A 19,162-nucleotide genomic window follows, 5' to 3' on the forward strand; every position below is an offset into this window, starting at 1 on the left:
TTCTAGGTATGAATTGGCTTTAGTGTTTGCGGTGGTCAATTAAATATTGTCGTAATGCGTTGCTGGCGTTTTATGGCAAGCGTTATGTGCCAATTAAATATCAGTCAGGCATTTATATATAAATATTAAGGTGATTTATGGGGAATTCTTGCTACCACTATACGAGTCTTGAGGCTCTTTTTAACATTGTAACCAATAAGTCATTACATTTTGGTAGCTTTGGTATGATGAATGATCCCCTTGAAACAAAGATTGACGATGAACTCTTACATCAATTATATGAAGAAGAATTTTGTGAATCAGAGCTTCACTCTAAGTTTTATTTTAAACGTAATAATACTGATGAATTTCAATATAGATCTTTTGGTTTCTCAACATCTAAATTTGGAGATGACTTGAGTAAATGGAGATCCTATACCCAAAAAGGATTGGGTGTTTGTATTGAATTTGATAAAGAAGAATTGGAAAAACAATTATTCAAATTGCTACGACATGATATGTCTGTTTCATATGAATGTGTATACACCAAAGATGAAAAATATGATTTACTCAAAAACTATGTAAAATCCGTAAGAGATAATGGGTGGTATAGAGCAATGAATCAATTTCACCCTGACTTTATGGAACATGCTCATTATAGTTCAAGGTATATTACAGCGCTTCAAGAAATGACTATTCAGATTAAACACAAATCATTTGAAGCTGAGTCCGAAATCCGTTTTTTTATTCTCCAAGATAACTACAATGGAAAAATAAAAATTAAACCTTGTGCAACAGGTCTTACGCGCTATGTTAATGTCCCGATTACTTCTGAATGTATAAAATCTATTAGAACAGGACCTTTAGTTGATAAACGAAATAACTTCATGATTCAAGAGTTGTTTTTATCCGGAATGGGTAAAATAATCAAAGTATCAGAAACTAGCTCACCATATGTGTAAAGGCACATAACAAAGGCATCAAGGTGACGCGTTACACTCGGCGGTTTTGGTATGGAGTTCGGTGTGCTTGGTGAGTTCACCGTGGCGCACCTTATGCCAGGCGTTATAGCGCACTGACTGCTGAAAGCTCAATCCTTTCTAAGTTCATACGGAATTCGGAACGATTCACTCGCTAAGGCAGATGACGCGCAGTATCATATACAGCAAAATAAATCATAGAAGTAGTAAGTTATGTCGTTTCCACCTTGTCCAAATTGTCAATCTGAGTTCGTATATCAAGATCAAAACCACCTAGTGTGCCCAGAATGTGCTCACGAATGGAATCCATCAGAAGTTGACGCTGAAGACATCGTTACGGTTAAAGATGCTAACGGAACATTGCTTTCTGAGGGTGATAAGGTCACCTTAGCTAAGGATCTAAAAGTAAAAGGCAGCTCTCTTGTACTGAAAATTGGTACAAAAGCGGTCATTCGACGAATTGTCGATGGTAAGGATCACCAACTAGACTGCAAAGTTGATGGGGCTGGCGAAATGATGGTGACAGCTCAGTTTGTGAAAAAAGCCTGAGTAACCTTCAACTCTGCGCTATAACAAACGACTATGGCGTCAATAGATAATTTCAAACTGTTTTCGCATCCCATAAAACGCCATCTCTTAGCATCGAATTTAAGATGATAACCATCTTCCTGACGCAGGCGATGATGGCAACTTTTTTCGGTTTTCCCTCAGCGAGGAGCCGTTGATAGGTGCTCTTGAATACAGGGTTACATTGCATGGCAGACATCATTGCCATGTATAAAACAGTCCTGACCTGGGCTCGACCACCTTGTATTTTCCTGAGCCCTTTATAGCGACCACTTTCCCTACTCATGGGTGCGACACCGACGAGGGCGGCGGCTTGCTTGTTGGTGATATACCCGAGCTCGGGAAGGTTGCTAATGATAGAAGCGGCGGCAATTTTTCCGATACCGGGCATGCTTTGTAGTATGTCATTTTTGGCCTGATATTCAGGGCAGCTTTCAATCAGCGCTACAACTTTCTTTTCGGTTTTTTCGATCTGGTTTTTGAATGCTGTCAGGATGGGCTTGATGGTCATAGCCAGTTGTTTGGGCATGATTTGGAGCCGATTTTTTTCCATGGTTTGCATCGAGAGAAGCTGATTTCTTCGACTAACTAGATCCGCCATAAGCCGCATGGATTCAGGCTTTAGCCTGGTTAGTGCCGGTTTTATAGCTTCGGCATAATGGGCAATGAGCTTGGCATCGAGCTTATCCGTTTTAGCCCGCTGGCCGATGGCGCCGGCAAAGCGTTTTACATGAACGGGATTGGCTATCACGTAAGGAATATTAGCGTCGGCACAGGCTATAATGAAGGGCATTTCTAACCGGCCAGTGGCTTCAATCACGACACGTTGCGGCGAGTGCTGCTTAATAGTTTTGATGGCCTGTTTGATGCCTTTATCGTCGTTAGAAACCGAGAAGAAGATATCGAGTGGTCGGATATAAATATCGAGTTGAGATTTTCCGGTATCGACCCCGACGTTAATATTTTGATTCGTTGCAGTATTCATAATAAGCTAACTCTTGCTTGCGTAATGCGGGTTCGAGACCCAGTAGACTATTCGAGTATGGTGCTTGGAGTCCTATGCAGCGTTCACGTTTGTTATCGGTCTCTCGACAGAGGAGCCTTCAATCAATCGAACTGCTGTATAGAAAGCTTTAGTTGCAGCTAAAGCCTGGGTCTCACTTTACCCTGAAGTTGGTTTTATTATCCATACAATGCAATCAAGGTGATGCGTTACACTCGGCGGTTTTGGTACGGAGTTCGGTGTGCTTTGTTAGTTCAGTGGGGCACACCTTATTGCAGGCGTTATGCCGCTCTTTTAGTTGGTAACAGCCCTCAGGCTTTATCGCAAAGTTACATAATGTCTCCGGCCATTCGTTCACCGCAAGGCTGTCCAATTAGTCTGGAGAAATGCAGGTTGTTTCGTTCTTTGCTGCCTTACACATTGGCAATGAACCACTGCATTAAACGCCGTTATTCTGCAGTGAATGTGGTGCCGTTTCCTTTGCCCATCAGTTTGGTGCAGCAGCCCAAGTAAGTCTCCATCAGGATGTCATGCAAGTTGGCCAGGCTCAAAGTTGCTGGAAGTTAGTGTTTAAATTGACTTTCTAAGTTGCTGTAGTTCTGATATTTCTTGCCGCACTTGGATAGTTGAGCGGTCAAGTAGGGGATGGATTTATGGTCAAGGCAGCATAACAAACCACACCATGTCGACCCGTTACATTCGGCATTTTTGGTATGACTTTACTTTGGTGTATACGGTATTCAATTTCAGCATCTGTGTTACGGACGCATGTGCTCAGCGTTAGCCGCAAAAGGCGATCCATCAATCGCCAATGCTAGCTCGTACATCTGCAATTGTTATAAATAGTTTGTTTTCAGCATCTTGAAATGCAGTGAAACCATATTTTTCGTAGAAGTGTTCGGCACCGTCTTTAGCGTCAACGATAACGAGAGGGAAGGCTACAGTTTCACTGGCCATCAGCAATTTTTTAAGTGCATCAATCAGTAACCATTCACCATAGCCATTACCTTTGTATCGTTGGTCAACTGCAAGTCGGGCGATCAAGCCGCCAGAGCTGGCATTTTGATGTTTCTTCTGTAGTTTTGTTGGTAATGATGTTAAATCAATAGGTGTCATGGTTAATGTGTAATAGCCAATGACGTGTTCGGTACAGTTTGCATCTTCAAGCACAAAAGTACGGGTATTGTCTTTCTTGGCCTGTTGACTTGCCATGATTTTTAAATAATTGTTTAGAGCATCAATACCACAATCAAAGCGATGACGGTCGTGTTTAACTTTGTCTAATTGTACCGTCTTCATTATTGCGTTTTGTCCTTGTAACGAGCAGCTGCCTGTTGCAGACGCGCATAAGGTTTAGCTGGTTCATCAAGAGCATCCATGAGCATCATGGCGTCACGTTGGCTTAGCTTAAGTGCTCGTTCACGCTCCATAATCTGTTTCGCTTTTTCAACAGCGGCACTAAGAACAAATGAGTTAATACTAGACATGCCAGCGATAGCAGCGGCTTGTGATAGTAATTCTTGAGTATCAATGTCTACACGGGCAGTGATACGTGGTAATGCAGCGGCCATACAAACCTCCATTTAGTGTCAAAGTGGCACATGAAGAGTATGGCATGGATGTTTGAGTTTGGCAATTGTTGTGTCATTTTGGCACGCGGCTAACAAGGCCATCAAGTTGACGCGTTACACTCGGCAGTTTTGGTATGGAGTTCGGTGCGCTTGGTCGGTTCGCCGTGGCGCAACTTATGGCAGGCGTTTAAACCTACGAATCAGTTCTGCGCATGGCATTTTTGTAGACTTCGCTTCGTTCACGCTTGCCAACAGCAAGAACTGTTACAGTGATGACACCATCGTTCACTTCATACACTAATCGATAGCCAGATTGTCGAAGTTTGATTTTGTACATGTTGTCGGCTCCAGATAATTTTGAAGCCGGTATATGTGGATTTTCTAATCGCTCAATTAGCTTCTTTTTGAATTGTTCGCGAACAGTTGCACCAAGCTTTTTCCATTCTTTTAAGGCGGATTTCTTGAAGTCTAACTTATAGGTCATTGATATCTACCGTGATGCTTGGTTCATCTTGACGTTCTTTCGCAATAGCGAGCAGTTCTAGGTCTTCTAAGCGATCCATCAGCAACTCGTAGGCTTCTGCTGGTACACAGTAGAATGCTGGTTCATTTCTGTTTAATACAGCAACGGGTTCACCATAAGCACTTGATACTACTTTCATTGGGTTAGCTTTAAGCTCTGTAATGCTAGCTGCAACATCTGCAAGGATACGTGCGGTCATCTTAAAGGTCTCTTAATCGGTCTTGTATTAGGTCATTATAGTTTGTCGTGTTGAGTTTTTCTATCAGTAAAATTGCTGATTTCCTTATGTAAAATGCAAGGTTTAACAAGGCAATCAAGGTGATGCGTTACACTCGGCAGTTTTGGTATGAAGTTCGGTGCGCTTTGCTGGTTCTGTGGGGCACACCTTATTGCAGGCGTTAGCTGCAACCAATAAACGGACGTATGTGATAGTCATCCAAAGATATTGTAATTGATATTTTGAGCGGTGCGATTTAGAGCTCAGTTGCTCTCGAAGACAGATATCTTCACACTTCGGTTTGATGTCATCAATGTATTCTGAAGGATATTTGTTCTAGATAGGGATGCAAAATGAGTAAAAGTACATGTCCGGCTATTGTTAACATGACTTTCGATAAAGAAAGTCAAGACGCAATTAATGCAATAAATGAGATGAATCAAACTGTTAAAGAAGGGTGGGTGGCAATTGTTATTGGTCAACTTGCATTGATTTTTGGTGGGTTGGCTGTAAAAACGCAGGGGCCTTCAAATTTTATAGAGAAAAGTTTTGCATTTAAAACTGTATCAAGTGATATAAGCCAAACATCATATAGTATCTACTCAGCAAATTGGGAGTACTTTTTTAAGTCATTGTCATCTTTAGATAGGTATGCAAATAATCAAATAAGCACTATTGCAGGCCTTCAGATGATGAGAAGTAAAATTAGCCCTAAAGAAAGGTTGTTTTGGAAATCTGTACATTATGGGTGCAAAATAAAATGAAGTTTAACTATTTGGTAATTGTTTCGTTTGTTGCAGTGTGCTCTTCATTTAGTTATGCAAGTGTAGATGATAACCTTGGCTTCGGTTCAGCTCTTCTTCAACAAAAGTTCGTTGATTATGAAAGTAAACATTCAGAGTGTATTTCTAAAAGTCAGGCTGAGGTTCTCTCAGAGTCAGTGATAGGTAAATTGAAAAAGTTACCTAGCGTTTCGGCAGAAGGGTTAGGTTATTTGAATCAAAGTGCTATTAGAGAGTGCTCTCAGCCCGAATACGGTGAATTAATGAGAATGCTGTTGGTGCTGGAAGTTTCAAATGCAACTGCTAATAAACCAAATCATATTTCAAAACAAATCCTTACTATGAAGAAACTTATGTTTTCAGTAGTAGACCTAAATGTTGAGAAAAATTATCATGACTTACCAAAGAGTATTAAGCATGAATTACGCTCGATTGAATCGCTAAAACAACCATTTAACCTGATCGATGCTTATGAAAGAGCCTGGAATTAACACCTGAAAACTCCAGCAGCTAACAAACGACTATGGCGTCAATAGATAATTTCAAACTGTTTTCGCATCCCATAAAACGCCATCTCTTAGCATCGAATTTAAGATGATAACCATCTTCCTGACGCAGGCGATGATGGCAACTTTTTTCGGTTTTCCCTCAGCGAGGAGCCGTTGATAGGTGCTCTTGAATACAGGGTTACATTGCATGGCAGACATCATTGCCATGTATAAAACAGTCCTGACCTGGGCTCGACCACCTTGTATTTTCCTGAGCCCTTTATAGCGACCACTTTCCCTACTCATGGGTGCGACACCGACGAGGGCGGCGGCTTGCTTGTTGGTGATATACCCGAGCTCGGGAAGGTTGCTAATGATAGAAGCGGCGGCAATTTTTCCGATACCGGGCATGCTTAATTATATGGTCCGCCTCACTCTCAAGCCCCTACGCTTGAAGTAGGCACTTTGAAAGAGGTAAACCATATGTCTTCCTTACATATTCTTGGTATAGATCTCGGTAAACACTGCTTCCATCTTGTCGGTCATGATAGTACTGGCAGAGAATTCTTACGTAAAAAGTTCAACCGAAGCCAACTTATTTTATTCCTTTCTAAGCTATGCCCCACAACGATAGCCTTTGAGGCTTGCGGTGGCGCTCACTGGCTCGCGCGTAAGTGTTTAGAGTTTAATCACCAAGTAAAACTGCTCCCACCGCAATACGTAAAGCCTTATGTAAAAGGTAATAAGAATGACTTTATTGATGCTTCGGCCATTGCTGAAGCAGCCTGCCGCCCTTCAATGCGGTTTGTTGCAGTTAAATCTGAAGAGGCCCAAGTCATCGCCTCTATCCATCGGGTACGAGATGGGTATATCAAGGAGCGTACAGCTTGCATGTCTCGTATTGGCGCGATGTTGTTGGAATTTGGGCTGAGCCTGCCTACCGGTCATGCCAAAATGAAATCATTGTTCCAATGGCTGGCAGATCAAAAACAACCTCTTCCAAGCCTTTTCACTCGCGAACTCCAAGAGCTTCACGCGCATTATTCTTACCTGAGTGAACAAATTAAACAGCAGGACAAAAAGCTCAGCCAGTTCATTGAACACAACGAATTAGCACAACTACTTAAAACTGTCCCAGGGATAGGTGACATGACAGCAAGCCTATGTTTGGCTGACATCAGTTCACCGGCTAATTTCACTAATGGACGGGATATGGCTGCCTGGATTGGGCTTGTACCACGACAATACTCGACGGGTGGGAAATCCAAATTGCTAGGTATCAGCAAGCGAGGGAATAAGCGACTCAGGACTTTGTTTATACATGGGGCAAGAGCTGTTTTATCTAAACCGGATAAAACAGGAAAAGCCTTTGGGCAGTGGCTTATTGACTTAAGAGCCAGGAAACCTTTTAACATCGCCGTTGTTGCGTTGGCCAACAAGCTAGCTAGGATAGCCTGGGCGGTCATGTACAACCGCCAGGCTTTTCGTATGACGACGGGATAACCGAATTTGCAATGACGATTATGATGACAAAAACGATCAATCGGCCAGATTAAGAACCTGATACAGAGACAGCATATAAATGCTTTACGCTTTTTAAGGATAATCTGGCGCGGATATCATCGTGGAGCTGGGATGCGGGAGCACCCAAACGTGACTCCGAATACATTAGCGCAAACCAACCCCGTCATCAAAAATTGTAGTTGCAATAACGGGGCGGACCATACATCTCGGTATAACGAACTGTGAAATTGATTGGTTTTGTCCGCAGCACGCTCGATTTTGGCTTCGAGGTGGTTTTCGTTAAAACCAATACTGTTATTTCATAAATAGATTCGTCGATCTATATGTCAATTGCGTTACCGCGCCGGGTCGAGACTTAGCTGCTAAATCATCGCAGTTTTCCAGCTCTGTTATGGTGTTGGATGTTTACAATGAAAATGGATGTTGTCGGGCTTAGTCCGCAGCATACTGGATTTATGTTTTGTACTTGCAGCTTTTTATTCTCAAGGTCCGATTAATAAGGGTCAGTAAAGAGCGTTTCTTTCTCCAGTAGCCGCTGATTTTTGTTAATTGGTTCCGGAAGTTATAACCCAATGCCAGCCTGAATTATAAAGATAGGATAGGATGTTCTGTGTTGGAGTAGATGTGTCTGTAGCGCTAGCGTGTCTGTTAAGTAATTGGATTTCTTGAGTTTGTCATACAAGGCAATCAAGAATGACGCATTACACTCGGCATTTTTGGTATGGAGTTCGGTACGCTTGGTTTGTGCAGCGTGGCGCAACGTACCGCAGGAGTTATGTTTTTCGGTAGAGTATCAATTTGCATGCTCTACGCTCAACGCGCTTGTGGGGTTAGCATGTAATCTCAGAGTGCATTATTGATTTAACTCTCTTTAAGTTACGCTCATATTGTGTAAATAAGCGTTAAAAGAATCGATAAGAGCTTGTTGGGTATCACTAATTATTGAATAAGGTAGAATGAATGAAAGTCAAATTAATCTTTATTTTAGCGTGCATATTTATAGTGGTGGGTTGCCAAAGTACAGGTGTGCCAAATTCTAATTATGTTTATGTACCAAAGGCGCTTGATAAAGAGTTTGTATCATATCTTAAAGATATTGATTTTAACAAAGTAAAGACAGGTACTAGTAGTGTTCAAGCTTCATTTGTTGAGGCAGATTCCTATATCCTAGTCACTCAGGTAGCTGAGCCTGGTTTCAGGCTTTCAGGAGGGGCAAGGTATAGTGAAATAGTTGAAAGGTTATGTGAAAAACAGGACGAGTTTTACCGCTTTATTAATGAAAATGGCTTGGGGATAAAATTAGTCATTAAAGACGAGGTTCGTTCACATGTTATTGGTCCTTGGAACTCTGAAATATGCAAAAACACAATGAATTAGGTTTGATAATATAAAGAAGCGATTAAACCTTCCATCTGCGTTACGCAGAATTATGTCTATGTATTCGCAAATTTATACAAAACACAGCTCCACTAAGTCGGCGTTATGTACTTAAGGATTGACAGTGAGTAACCGAATTATTGAGGTTGTTAGCTATGATCCGAAGTGGGCTGAATTGTATGAATTGGAATCAAGAGTAATCAGAAATGTTGTAGGTCAGAATGCTGTAAATATTCACCATATCGGAAGCACTGCTGTAGCTGGTTTAGCGGCTAAACCTATCATTGATATCCTTCTGGAAGTTACTGATTTACAGTCTCTTGATTTACTCTCTTCCGATTTGATTTCATTAGATTATGAATAAAAAGGTAAGTTTGGAATATCAGGATGTCGCTTTTTCCAAAAAGTTGCAACGCTCAAGAAGCAATTAACTGAAATAGCTAAAGCTACAAAGGAGCCTTACCAATTACCTCTTGATGATATTCCAATGCTGCAAGCTTATAGCGCTTTTGATATGGGCTTAGCGAATAAGTTTATACTGCAATAGATTGGCATGCACCATACGGAATGCCTGTTTATGCAATAGCTGATGGCAATATCAGTTATTCACAGTATGAATCTGACTATGCAGGTTTTATTATAATTGACCATCCAGCTGATAATCTATATTCACTGTATGGACACCTTAGCTACAAAATGTGGTCAAAGGGGGGTGGGCCTGTAAAGAAAGGTGAATTGATAGGCTACATCGCAAACACCAATGAGGGCTATCATATCGGGATATCCACACCTTCATTTTTCAATTAGGTTAGGTCAAAAATCAGATTACCCTGAATCGGGAGAGGCTAGGTGGATGGCTGGCTATGTCGAAAAACACCCTATCTACCAGAAATGGATTGAGCCTGCGGAGTTTATTAATATGACAAGTGATTTGACGTCAATGAAATTTGAGAGTTCTTCAGTTTCCCCGCAGTTATAACAAACATTAAGTTGACCTATATCGAAGGTAACTGCCGCGTGAGGATTGGTGTTGATTAAGACTGGCAAAAGTATGTTTCCCCAAGGGGTATATTGCGCTAAATGGAACAAGGTGTTGACGTCAATTCTTTTGCTTCAACAAAGCTGGGTTTAAAACATAAAGAGAACTAACAAACGGCTAAGTTCAGACTGTTGCTTCATCATGCTTGCTCATCACTACCTCTCTTTTCGCGAATTAAATCAATTGTCTATTACAGCTATCGGCGTACACTTTTAGTAACAAGTGATTTTGGGTAGGGAAGTACCATGAGAAGAACATTACGGATGTTACTGGTGCTGTTTGCTTTAGCCGGATGTGTAGAACAAGCCCCGAGAGAAGCTCTAGGTACGCTGGAGCGTGACAGGGTGACGCTAACGGCGACGTCGAGTGAGATTGTTCGTGAACAACCTATCAAAGAAGGCGAATTTGTCACTAAAGGCGATATATTGGTTCAGTTAGATACCAAACAGCAGCTTGCCATCCTAGCGCGAGTTAAAGCCGAAGAAGCCAAGGCGGCGGCATATTTGTTGAAGTTGACTAATGGTGAACGCCCGGAAGATATTGCCGCCGCGCAGGCTAGTGTTGAGCGTGCAGAAGCGACATTGAGAGAGGCCAGCAATACTTACCGGCGTGTTACTAAGCTTGTCACTCAGAAACTTGCTAGCTATTCGGAGCGAGACAAGGCTAGAGCCGAGCGTGATGCCGCTCAGGCTGATCACCAGTCGGCAACTGAAAACCTGGCTAAGCTAACCAGTGGCGAGCGTCCGGAAAATATCACCCAAGCCCAAGCTTCACTAGAAGCTGCTAGAGCGGAGGTCTCCTTGCAGCAACAGATCCTTGAAGATCTGACCGTGGTTGCCACCCGTGACGGCGTGCTCGACAGCTTGCCATATAACGTCGGTGAGCGAGTCTCAATGAGTAGTATTGTCGCTGCGATTCAGGCCGATACCCTGCCTTATGCTCGTGTGTATGTTCCGGAGCCTTATCGAGTGAAATTGAAGGCGGGAGATCAATTAATTGTACACGTCGATGGTATGGCAGAGAGTTATATCGGAACACTTCGTTGGATAGCCACAGAGCCATCGTTTACACCGTATTATGCACTGAATGAACAAGACCGTGCGCGCTTGGTGTACCTGGCAGAAGTTGATATGCCAGAAAAAGCGAAAGATCTTCCAGCGGGTGTGCCCGCACAGGTGGAGATGCCCAATGAGTGAGAATGCGATTGTCGCTAGTCAGCTAACTCGAAAGTTTGGTAGCTTTACAGCCGTTGACGGGCTCGATCTCGTTGTTCCGACTGGCAGTATTTATGGTTTCTTGGGACCGAATGGCTGCGGTAAGTCGACGACGATACGAATGCTAACCGGTTTGTTGAGCCCGACAGCGGGAACCGTTGAAGTGTTGGGGCTAGATATTCCGAAACAGGCTGAAAGATTGCGTTTACGTATTGGGTATATGACCCAAAAGTTCTCGTTGTATGAGGATTTGACAGTAAGGGAAAACTTACAGTTTATTGGTCAGATTTTTGGTTTACCGAGTAAGCCACTGAAGTTGCGTATTAGTGAACAGCTATCGACATATGGGCTTGATCAGCTTGCCAGGCAGCGTGCGGGAAGTATGAGTGGCGGTCAAAGGCAGCGCTTAGGCTTAGCGGCTGCAACTATGCACCACCCAAGCCTATTATTTTTAGACGAACCTACCTCTGCGGTTGATCCTGAAAATCGTCGTGAGTTCTGGGAGCAGTTATTTGATCTGAGTGATCAGGGGACGACTATTTTAGTTACAAGCCATTATATGGATGAAGCAGAACGTTGCCATGGGTTAGCGATCATGGAGTCTGGTGTTGTTCGAGCTGATGGGCCTCCAGAAACCCTGATGCAAACTATGGGAGTAACGGTTGTTGAAGTTCAAGCAGATAACCTTCGCCTGCTGAAAACCGAGTTATTAAAACGATCCGAAATTCGTTCTGCCGCTCAACTGGGTATTCGTTTACGAGTGCTAGTTGATCAACAGGTTACAGAACCAATAGTGTGGCTCAGAGAACAGTTTCCATATCTGGCGCAAGCTGAAATGACACTGGCCCGCCCAAGCCTGGAAGATGTATTTGTAACCTGTACGGGGGAGGGAAGGCAGTGAATAGTCTTTTTCGCATGAGAGCCATTATGGTGAAGGAGTTTCGCCAGCTTTCTCGGGATCGCATTACGTTTGGCATGGTAGTGATGATCCCGTTTATTCAGCTATTGCTATTTGGCTATGCGATCAATACTGATGTTAGAAATATTCCAGTTGCGGTCGTTGATCAAAGCCATTCTGTTGCCGGACGCTTGATCACTGAATCAGTGAAGGCTACGCAGGTTGTCACGGTGACTCAATTTTATCCAACGGCCGCAGAAGCGGAGCAGGCGATCACCAGTGGTACAGTGAGGGCTGCATTGGTATTGCCTTCGGATCTGTCCCAGCGACTCGTACAGCAGCGTACGGTGGGCCAGTGGCTGGTGGATGGTTCCGATACCATGATTAGCGCCGCGTTGCTGCAGCTGCAAAATATGCCGCTGCAGGAATTGATAAACTACCAGCCGCCAGGTGAGCCAACCTTTGATGTGGCACTGTATTTCAATCCTTCAAGACGCTCTGCTGTCAATATTGTACCGGGGTTGCTGGGAGTGATCCTAACAATGACTATGATTTTGTTTACATCGGCAGCCATTGTACGCGAACGCGAACGTGGCAATTTGGAGCTATTAATTACTACGCCGGTTCGTTCACTGGAGTTGATGGTGGCAAAGATCATCCCCTATATCTTTGTCGGACTTATTCAGGTCGGGATTATTCTCGGGCTGGGACATTTTATTTTCGATGTCCCCATTAACGGCGAATTGTCACAGTTGTTACTGGGAACATTATTATTTATTTCAGCCAGCCTGACTCTGGGGTTGGTAATATCGACGATTGCGCAGACCCAGCTCCAGGCGATGCAAATGACGGTGTTTATTTTGCTGCCATCGATTTTGCTCTCAGGTTTTATGTTTCCCTATGAAGCCATGCCTATCGCCGCGCAGTGGATTTCTGAAGTATTGCCTGCGACGCATTTTATGCGAATGATCCGTGGAATTGTGTTGCGGGGAGCCGATCTGATAGATCTGTGGCGTGATGCAGTTTGGATGGTTGGCTTCACCGTGCTTGGCTTATTGGTTGCTTCGATGCGATTTAAGAAAAGCCTGGATTGACTCTGCTATGCGGTTACAGACCTTAAGGTATCGTTCTATCTATATCGAACAAGGGATGATGACCAGCATTCACTCAGGAGATTCACAGTTGAATGGGGGTAAAAATGTGCAGCTCTTGTACTGGCCACCATCATAATCGCATTGTTTTTTGTACCTGTTCATTTTTACGTTAAAATAGGAAGTGAAAAACAGAACAAATAAATTACAAAGGTTCCCCTTTTATGAGCAGTCAAAGGCTAAAAATCCAGTTTCAACGTCTCTATAGTCACTATTCAGGTGAAGATTGTGAGACTAACCTACAGGATATTGCCGAGGTGCTGTTTTGTACTCGCCGTAATGTGCGTATGGTGATCAACAAGATGGTCGATAAAGGCTGGATTGATTGGCAGCCTGCTGTCGGAAGAGGGAAGCAGTCAAAGCTTGTTTTTCATAGTTCTGACAGTGAATTGCAATATATGCATGCCAGAAAGCTGGTAGCAGAAGGCAAGTTGGAACCCGCACTGGAGGCATTGGGAAACAATGCAGACAAGCTAGCACAGCTCATTCAGGAGCAGCTTGGTCATACCACCGCACAGGGTAAACAAATAGTACGTTTGCCGTATTACCGTGCCTTTAGCAACCTTAACCCATTGCGTCCTTTACGACGTTCTGAACAACATCTCGTCAGACAGATATTCAATGGCCTCACTCGAATTAATGAGGAAAAAGAGGAAGTCGAAGGAGATCTGGCCCATCATTGGGAAGCCATTTCACCGCGTCATTGGCGTTTCTATATTCGTCCGGCTGTCAGGTTTCATGATGGCAAGCTGCTCGATAGCCAGGATATCATTGGTACCCTTGAGCAGGTGAGAAAGCACCGTTTGTTCAAGCATATCCAGAAAGTGGACTCACCCTATATCAATACCATTGATATTCACTTGAATAGTGATGACTACCGCCTGCCAGAATTGATGGCTAACCTTCTTGCTGTAATTCAGCCTACTGATGTGGAGCATGATAAGGAAAATGAGCTTTTCCCTATAGGCACAGGTCCATACCGGGTTATCCAAAATGACAAGCAGCGTTTTAAGCTAGAAGCGTTTGATCAGTATTTTGGCTTGAGAGCACTTATTGATGTTGTTGATATCTGGATGCTGTCGGAGGTTGCTTCTTGTTATTTGCAGCCTGCTACAGATAGCAGCCAGGTGAGTGGCGTCAGTGTTTCTACGCGCTTAAAGTTAGACGAAGGCTGTAATTACCTTCTATTTAACCGCACAACAGGGCTGACAAACAACGATGAATGGCTGAGCTATTTTCGGAGTCAGCTAACTCCACTGAATATATTACGTTTGCTAGACACCGATCAGATTGGTGACTTCCGATTAACCAATGCTTATGGCATTTTACCGGGCTGGGTCCACGTTCCGTTAAGTACTGAAGTCATGCCAGTACCGGCTAAGCGTAATGTTACTCTGGCATATCCTCAGCAACACCCTGTATATCCTCATGTCGCGGCGGCTATCAGGAACATTTTGGCAGAAGATGGTCTGAAGCTTAAAGTCTTGGAGTTATCGACGACAGAAATTCTATCGGGTAAGCATGCAGAAAAGATAGATATCTGGCTGGGGGGGATGAGCCTTTCCAATTACCGTGATGATGCAATTTTGTCCTGGTTTTATAACTTCGATCATATTGCCAGGGTGATGCCCAAAAGTGAGTTTGATGAACTGGAACGTGAAGTTACGCGCTGGCGAGCGGATCAGAACAGAGAGTCGCCTTGCCAGGATATTGGGGCCAAGCTTGTTCAGAGCGGACAGATATTGCCTTTATTCCACAATTGGTTGGGCGTTGATAATACTGGCTCTATTCAAGGTATGCAGTCTAACTCGATGGGCTGGTTTGATTTTAAGTCGGTATGGATGAAGCCAGAGCATTAATGCGCAAAGAGTTTGGCCTGTTCTGTGTTTATGGCTTAAGGAGTCGCCTCGGGCTCCCAATCTTGGCTGGTAAACCACTGGCCAATGGGCCGCCATACCACATCGATCATGGATTTATACCAGGGAGCCTTATTAACATTCTCTGCGGCAAGAAGAGGTTGCTCAGTCAGCAGCTCATCATTTAAATACCATTCAACCTTACCGACCTGCTCACCTTTTTCGACCGGCGCTTCAAGATTGTTATTGTAGTAAATCTTGTGTTCAATGCTTTTTCGTTGCCGGCGAGGAACCGTAATTGTACCGCCATCGGCGACTTCAAGCTCTATCGTAGAAGGTGAACCATACCAGACCTTTAGTGGTGAAAGTTCTTTTTTGCTGAACTGAGGGGTAATATCCTGAAAGAATCTGAATCCCCAGGTCAGCAGTTTTTTGCTTTCGGTTCTGCGAACATTAACACTTTCTGTGCCCATCACAACGGCGATTAGCCGCTGGCCATTTTGCTCTGCCGACGAGACTAAACTGTAACCCGCTTTTTTGGTGTAACCTGTTTTTACGCCATCGACGTTTAATGTTGTGTCCCATAAAAGGGCATTACGATTGCCTTGTTTTATTTTTTGGAAGGTAAATGATTTTTCTTTAAAAAAAGGGTAAATCTCAGGTAGATCGTGAATAAGGGCCCGGGTCAGCAGCGCCATATCATAAGCGGTTGTGAATTGCTCTTCAGAGTCAAGGCCATGGGAGTTCGAAAAGTAGCTATCCATCATGCCTAATTTCTCTGCATAACGATTCATCATTTCAATAAAGGCTGGCTGATGGCCTGCAACATGTTCTGCAAGCGCGACAGTGGCGTCATTACCGGATGAAATAATAACGCCTCGGTTAAGATCACTTACAGAAACTTCATCACCGACATTCAGAAACATTTTGGAGGAACCAGGGAACTTTTTCCCCCAGGCATTTTCACTAATGATGACTTTGTCGTCTGGTGCAATATGGCCAGCTTTCAACTCTTGGCCGACAACATAAGTTGTCATAATTTTGGCAAGGCTTGCGGGTGCTAGTTGGGCACGTTCATTCTCACTGGCTATGATCTGACCTGACTGATAGCTCATCAGTACCCATGCATTGGCGGCAATCTCGGGAGGTGTCGGCAATGGTTCTGCTTTAATTAAGAAGGAAAGGCTAGTGGTACAGAAAATAGCCAATAGAAAGAGGTGCTTTTTAATTGTCCTTAACGTCATAGCTCTAAGACCCTCAATAGCTTTTTAACCGCGCTATATTCAGCTTAGTAAAAACTTGCAAAATGTAGGATAAATTTCACTTCACCGAGATAAGACAGGTGATGAAGTCGACATTAAGTGGCTGGCTGTTTCATGAGTTGCGTGGCTAATCTGTTGCTTTGTTATAAATTGAATGATTGTTAAGGGGATGTTGCTGGTTTTAGGTGGGTTGTTGGAGTGCTTCACGTTAATGAACAACGACAGTGTGTAGACTTAGCGATAAGATTATTTCTCAAGGAGCAGAGATACAGGATGAAAGTTCAACAGGTTGTATTTGCTTTTGTTGGATTGTTGGCTTCGACATCGGCAATGGCCGCAGGCTCTGGAGTGGACTTAACCCAATCAACCGTCGGTTATGCTGCATTATTAATTTTTGGTCTAGCTTATTGCTTGGTTATGGGGGAGGAGTATTTACAGCTCCGTAAGTCCAAGCCGGTACTGCTTGCCGCAGGTATTATCTGGTTAATGATTGGTGTCGTCTTTCAACAATTGGGGAAAATTGATGTTGCAAAAAGTGCACTAGAACATAATTTGTTAGAGTACGCTGAATTGTTACTATTCCTGCTAGTGGCAATGACTTATATCAATGCGATGGAGGAGCGGCGGTTATTTGATTCGCTACAATCCTGGATGGTTAGCAAAGGCTTTAACTATAGGACTTTGTTTTGGTTAACCGGTATTCTCTCTTTTTTCATCTCACCGATTGCCGATAACCTGACGACTGCATTATTGATGTGTGCTGTAGTGATGAAAGTGGGAGGGAATAATACCCGTTTTATCAATCTTGCCTGTATTAACATTGTGGTGGCCGCCAATGCAGGGGGCGCGTTCAGTCCATTCGGTGATATTACCACTTTGATGGTTTGGCAGGCTGGGCTGGTATCGTTCATGGAATTTATCGATTTGTTTATTCCATCATTAATTAATTATTTGGTTCCAGCAGTGATAATGTCGTTGTTTGTACCAAAAACTCAACCCAACACTACGGGTGAGTATATTGAACTTAAGCGTGGTGCTCGTCGAATTGTTGGATTATTTATCCTGACGATCTCAACTGCTGTTGCATTTCATGGACTGGTCCACTTCCCACCAGTGATGGGGATGATGATGGGGCTGGGCTATCTGCAGTTTTTTGGCTTTTTCCTCAAAAAAACATTACCTAGTTCGCTGGCGAAGAAAAAAGCGATTGCGATAGCAAACAAAGATGATGCCGCATTGAACCGTCTTGGCTCGGTGGTACCGTTCGATGTATTTAAACGTGTGTCGCATGCCGAGTGGGATACCTTATTGTTTTTCTACGGCGTTGTAATGTGCGTGGGAGGCCTTAGTTTATTGGGTTACCTAGGATTAGTGTCCGACGTTATGTACAACCAGTGGAACCCTGTTTGGGCCAATATCATGGTGGGGATACTTTCTGCCATTGTGGATAATATTCCTGTGATGTTTGCAGTCTTAACCATGCAGCCAGATTTGACGTTAGGAAACTGGTTGCTTGTTACTTTAACGGCAGGAGTCGGAGGAAGTCTTTTATCGATAGGCTCGGCCGCAGGTGTCGCATTGATGGGGGCTGCTCATGGTAAATATACCTTTTTTGGTCACCTTAAATGGATGCCGGTCATCGCTTTAGGTTACGCGGCTAGTATTTTGTGCCACCTATTACTTAACCATCATCTTTTCTAGTAACCCAATGATGTACAGGTGGCGGTAGTGATTTGCCGTCGCCTGTATTTTTCACTCTGTTTGAGGCCCCTCCGCTAGTCGATTGTCTAAGCCATATGGTGAGCGACTTATAATCTACCTCACTCCTCACTCCTCACTCCTCACTCCTCACTTTCCTGCGATCGCTCTTTCCAAAATGAAACTGTGTAGTTTATCACTAATACGATGTAGGCTCGAAGAGAGTTCGGGCTTTTCAAGTCGAGCTATGCCATGTTTAGCGCTATCAAGAGGATACTGATTTTGTTAAATTATTTGCCCTTATTGGGATTTAGTTCATAAAATTTTGAGAAAGAGAAAAATGTCGAAGGGATGGCATATGCAAAAATATGGATGGATTTGTTTTAGCGCTGTTATGCTAAATCCGTTGCAGTCGGTTGTTGCCATGGAAGCAGGAACTGTTTTTAGAATGCCTTCTGTAAAACTAGGGATAGCCAAGAGTGCTGGTAACATCGAGGTGTCGAGTAAGGGAGAGTTTGATGATGTGGCATTCAGCTCGTCCAACGCCGTTACGCCAGTTGTCACACTGATCCAGTCACCGGTTTACTTTTCAGATGAGAGCCGCTGGGGTTACCACACTGAGTTAAATGCGGCTTATTTCAAGCTCGATTATGATGATGATGAGGACCAAGGTTTTCGAGATGGGGAGTTTAAAGGTTATTCCGTGTCTTTTGCCCCTGTATTGTTTTATCAATGGGGAGATAAAAACCTTTGCGGTAATTGTAAAAGCTGGCGTTTCGAGCTAGGGGCTGGTGTCGATTACCTTAACGCTGATGGCGATCTTACTGCTAATAATGGCGACAAAACATCATTTGACAATTCAGGGTTTGGCTTTAACTCTCATTTAGGCGTGGTGATGAATTACAAGCAGTGGGAGCTTGGTTTGCGCTTTGTGGTACCTACACGTATTGATGATGACGATGTGAAAGTAAGGCATGCATTGTCAACATTGAGTTTTGGTTATCGATTTTAATTAATAAGGCGCTATGAGCGC

General features: G+C 43.5%; 20 protein-coding genes and 1 pseudogene. 14 read left to right on the forward strand and 7 right to left on the reverse strand.

What is annotated here, in order from left to right:
• Positions 1-224 precede the first annotated feature (224 nt).
• Positions 225-941 carry a DUF2971 domain-containing protein gene (locus AC51G0_RS27980; protein WP_496302821.1) on the forward strand — a complete coding sequence of 239 codons (717 nt, stop codon included), beginning with the start codon at positions 225-227 and terminating at the stop codon, positions 939-941.
• A 231-nt stretch (positions 942-1,172) separates the two neighbouring features.
• Complete coding sequence (locus AC51G0_RS27985) at positions 1,173-1,508, forward strand: zinc ribbon domain-containing protein YjdM (protein ID WP_496302822.1); 336 nt, start codon at positions 1,173-1,175, stop codon at positions 1,506-1,508.
• A 52-nt stretch (positions 1,509-1,560) separates the two neighbouring features.
• Here AC51G0_RS27985 and AC51G0_RS27990 read toward each other — a convergent pair whose 3' ends face one another.
• The 5 genes from AC51G0_RS27990 to AC51G0_RS28010 form a co-directional block, all read right to left on the reverse strand.
• Positions 1,561-2,511: an IS110 family RNA-guided transposase gene (locus tag AC51G0_RS27990; protein ID WP_496302816.1), complete on the reverse strand. Its 951-nt coding sequence runs from the start codon at positions 2,509-2,511 to the stop codon at positions 1,561-1,563.
• Positions 2,512-3,330: 819 nt separating this feature from the next.
• Entirely contained in the window at positions 3,331-3,831 is a 501-nt protein-coding gene (locus AC51G0_RS27995) for a GNAT family N-acetyltransferase (RefSeq protein WP_496304234.1), read from the reverse strand.
• On the reverse strand, positions 3,828-4,100 hold the full coding sequence (locus tag AC51G0_RS28000; RefSeq protein WP_496302823.1) for a type II toxin-antitoxin system TacA family antitoxin: 273 nt from the start codon (positions 4,098-4,100) through the stop codon (positions 3,828-3,830). The genes AC51G0_RS27995 and AC51G0_RS28000 overlap by 4 nt, the downstream gene beginning before the upstream one ends.
• A 193-nt stretch (positions 4,101-4,293) precedes the next feature.
• Positions 4,294-4,584 (reverse strand): type II toxin-antitoxin system RelE family toxin, encoded by a 291-nt coding sequence (locus AC51G0_RS28005; protein ID WP_496302824.1) that lies wholly within the window; start codon positions 4,582-4,584, stop codon positions 4,294-4,296.
• Complete coding sequence (locus tag AC51G0_RS28010) at positions 4,574-4,822, reverse strand: type II toxin-antitoxin system Phd/YefM family antitoxin (RefSeq protein WP_160658692.1); 249 nt, start codon at positions 4,820-4,822, stop codon at positions 4,574-4,576. The genes AC51G0_RS28005 and AC51G0_RS28010 overlap by 11 nt, the downstream gene beginning before the upstream one ends.
• A 371-nt stretch (positions 4,823-5,193) precedes the next feature.
• Here AC51G0_RS28010 and AC51G0_RS28015 point away from each other — a divergent pair, with 371 nt between their 5' ends.
• Positions 5,194-5,604, forward strand: coding sequence for a hypothetical protein (locus tag AC51G0_RS28015; protein ID WP_496302825.1), 411 nt, complete (start codon positions 5,194-5,196; stop codon positions 5,602-5,604).
• Positions 5,601-6,113, forward strand: a complete 513-nt coding sequence (locus AC51G0_RS28020; RefSeq protein WP_496302826.1) for a hypothetical protein — start codon at positions 5,601-5,603, stop codon at positions 6,111-6,113. The genes AC51G0_RS28015 and AC51G0_RS28020 overlap by 4 nt, the downstream gene beginning before the upstream one ends.
• A 51-nt stretch (positions 6,114-6,164) precedes the next feature.
• Here the strand turns inward: AC51G0_RS28020 and AC51G0_RS28025 are convergent.
• A pseudogene (locus AC51G0_RS28025) lies at positions 6,165-6,524 on the reverse strand (transposase); the annotation flags it as partial.
• Between the two features lie 69 nt (positions 6,525-6,593).
• On the opposite strand from AC51G0_RS28025, the gene AC51G0_RS28030 reads away from it, so the two are divergent.
• The 8 genes from AC51G0_RS28030 (at position 6,594) to sgrR (ending at position 15,172) form a co-directional block, all read left to right on the forward strand.
• Entirely contained in the window at positions 6,594-7,613 is a 1,020-nt protein-coding gene (locus AC51G0_RS28030; protein WP_496299399.1) for an IS110 family RNA-guided transposase, read from the forward strand.
• A gap of 981 nt (positions 7,614-8,594) precedes the next feature.
• On the forward strand, positions 8,595-9,011 hold the full coding sequence (locus AC51G0_RS28035; RefSeq protein WP_496302827.1) for a hypothetical protein: 417 nt from the start codon (positions 8,595-8,597) through the stop codon (positions 9,009-9,011).
• 124 nt (positions 9,012-9,135) lie between these two features.
• The gene (locus tag AC51G0_RS28040) at positions 9,136-9,375 is read left to right on the forward strand and encodes a GrpB family protein (RefSeq protein WP_496302828.1); all 240 of its coding nucleotides are present in this window, start codon (positions 9,136-9,138) and stop codon (positions 9,373-9,375) included.
• Between the two features lie 203 nt (positions 9,376-9,578).
• Positions 9,579-9,818, forward strand: a complete 240-nt coding sequence (locus AC51G0_RS28045; protein ID WP_496302829.1) for a M23 family metallopeptidase — start codon at positions 9,579-9,581, stop codon at positions 9,816-9,818.
• A 477-nt stretch (positions 9,819-10,295) separates the two neighbouring features.
• Positions 10,296-11,246 (forward strand): HlyD family secretion protein, encoded by a 951-nt coding sequence (locus AC51G0_RS28050; protein WP_496302830.1) that lies wholly within the window; start codon positions 10,296-10,298, stop codon positions 11,244-11,246.
• Positions 11,239-12,165 carry an ABC transporter ATP-binding protein gene (locus tag AC51G0_RS28055; protein ID WP_496302831.1) on the forward strand — a complete coding sequence of 309 codons (927 nt, stop codon included), beginning with the start codon at positions 11,239-11,241 and terminating at the stop codon, positions 12,163-12,165. The genes AC51G0_RS28050 and AC51G0_RS28055 overlap by 8 nt, the downstream gene beginning before the upstream one ends.
• A 14-nt stretch (positions 12,166-12,179) precedes the next feature.
• Positions 12,180-13,256, forward strand: a complete 1,077-nt coding sequence (locus AC51G0_RS28060) for an ABC transporter permease (RefSeq protein ID WP_496304235.1) — start codon at positions 12,180-12,182, stop codon at positions 13,254-13,256.
• A gap of 221 nt (positions 13,257-13,477) precedes the next feature.
• The gene (gene sgrR, locus AC51G0_RS28065; protein ID WP_496302832.1) at positions 13,478-15,172 is read left to right on the forward strand and encodes an HTH-type transcriptional regulator SgrR; all 1,695 of its coding nucleotides are present in this window, start codon (positions 13,478-13,480) and stop codon (positions 15,170-15,172) included.
• Positions 15,173-15,207: 35 nt separating this feature from the next.
• Here sgrR and AC51G0_RS28070 read toward each other — a convergent pair whose 3' ends face one another.
• Positions 15,208-16,413: a serine hydrolase gene (locus AC51G0_RS28070; RefSeq protein ID WP_496302833.1), complete on the reverse strand. Its 1,206-nt coding sequence runs from the start codon at positions 16,411-16,413 to the stop codon at positions 15,208-15,210.
• Between the two features lie 291 nt (positions 16,414-16,704).
• Between AC51G0_RS28070 and nhaD the strand changes: the two genes are divergently transcribed.
• Both nhaD and AC51G0_RS28080 read left to right on the forward strand, forming a co-directional pair.
• Entirely contained in the window at positions 16,705-18,132 is a 1,428-nt protein-coding gene (gene nhaD, locus AC51G0_RS28075) for a sodium:proton antiporter NhaD (RefSeq protein ID WP_496302834.1), read from the forward strand.
• Positions 18,133-18,487: 355 nt separating this feature from the next.
• On the forward strand, positions 18,488-19,141 hold the full coding sequence (locus AC51G0_RS28080) for a hypothetical protein (RefSeq protein ID WP_496302835.1): 654 nt from the start codon (positions 18,488-18,490) through the stop codon (positions 19,139-19,141).
• Positions 19,142-19,162: the final 21 nt, after the last annotated feature.

The sequence above is a fragment of the Photobacterium sp. HL06 genome, assembly GCF_059552575.1.

Bases quoted from the DNA above. Each gene is read 5' to 3' on its own strand.
- sgrR (WP_496302832.1), top strand. From the start codon at position 13,478: ATGAGCAGTCAAAGGCTAAAAATCCAGTTTCAACGTCTCTATAGTCAC.
- AC51G0_RS28030 (WP_496299399.1), top strand. From the start codon at position 6,594: ATGTCTTCCTTACATATTCTTGGTATAGATCTCGGTAAACACTGCTTC.
- nhaD (WP_496302834.1), top strand. From the start codon at position 16,705: ATGAAAGTTCAACAGGTTGTATTTGCTTTTGTTGGATTGTTGGCTTCG.
- AC51G0_RS28070 (WP_496302833.1), bottom strand. From the start codon at position 16,413: ATGACGTTAAGGACAATTAAAAAGCACCTCTTTCTATTGGCTATTTTC.
- AC51G0_RS28000 (WP_496302823.1), bottom strand. From the start codon at position 4,100: ATGGCCGCTGCATTACCACGTATCACTGCCCGTGTAGACATTGATACT.
- AC51G0_RS28015 (WP_496302825.1), top strand. From the start codon at position 5,194: ATGAGTAAAAGTACATGTCCGGCTATTGTTAACATGACTTTCGATAAA.
- AC51G0_RS27980 (WP_496302821.1), top strand. From the start codon at position 225: ATGATGAATGATCCCCTTGAAACAAAGATTGACGATGAACTCTTACAT.
- AC51G0_RS28055 (WP_496302831.1), top strand. From the start codon at position 11,239: ATGAGTGAGAATGCGATTGTCGCTAGTCAGCTAACTCGAAAGTTTGGT.
- AC51G0_RS28035 (WP_496302827.1), top strand. From the start codon at position 8,595: ATGAAAGTCAAATTAATCTTTATTTTAGCGTGCATATTTATAGTGGTG.
- AC51G0_RS27990 (WP_496302816.1), bottom strand. From the start codon at position 2,511: ATGAATACTGCAACGAATCAAAATATTAACGTCGGGGTCGATACCGGA.
- AC51G0_RS28060 (WP_496304235.1), top strand. From the start codon at position 12,180: ATGAGAGCCATTATGGTGAAGGAGTTTCGCCAGCTTTCTCGGGATCGC.
- AC51G0_RS28005 (WP_496302824.1), bottom strand. From the start codon at position 4,584: ATGACCTATAAGTTAGACTTCAAGAAATCCGCCTTAAAAGAATGGAAA.
- AC51G0_RS28080 (WP_496302835.1), top strand. From the start codon at position 18,488: ATGCAAAAATATGGATGGATTTGTTTTAGCGCTGTTATGCTAAATCCG.
- AC51G0_RS28050 (WP_496302830.1), top strand. From the start codon at position 10,296: ATGAGAAGAACATTACGGATGTTACTGGTGCTGTTTGCTTTAGCCGGA.
- AC51G0_RS27985 (WP_496302822.1), top strand. From the start codon at position 1,173: ATGTCGTTTCCACCTTGTCCAAATTGTCAATCTGAGTTCGTATATCAA.
- AC51G0_RS28010 (WP_160658692.1), bottom strand. From the start codon at position 4,822: ATGACCGCACGTATCCTTGCAGATGTTGCAGCTAGCATTACAGAGCTT.
- AC51G0_RS28020 (WP_496302826.1), top strand. From the start codon at position 5,601: ATGAAGTTTAACTATTTGGTAATTGTTTCGTTTGTTGCAGTGTGCTCT.
- AC51G0_RS28045 (WP_496302829.1), top strand. From the start codon at position 9,579: ATGCCTGTTTATGCAATAGCTGATGGCAATATCAGTTATTCACAGTAT.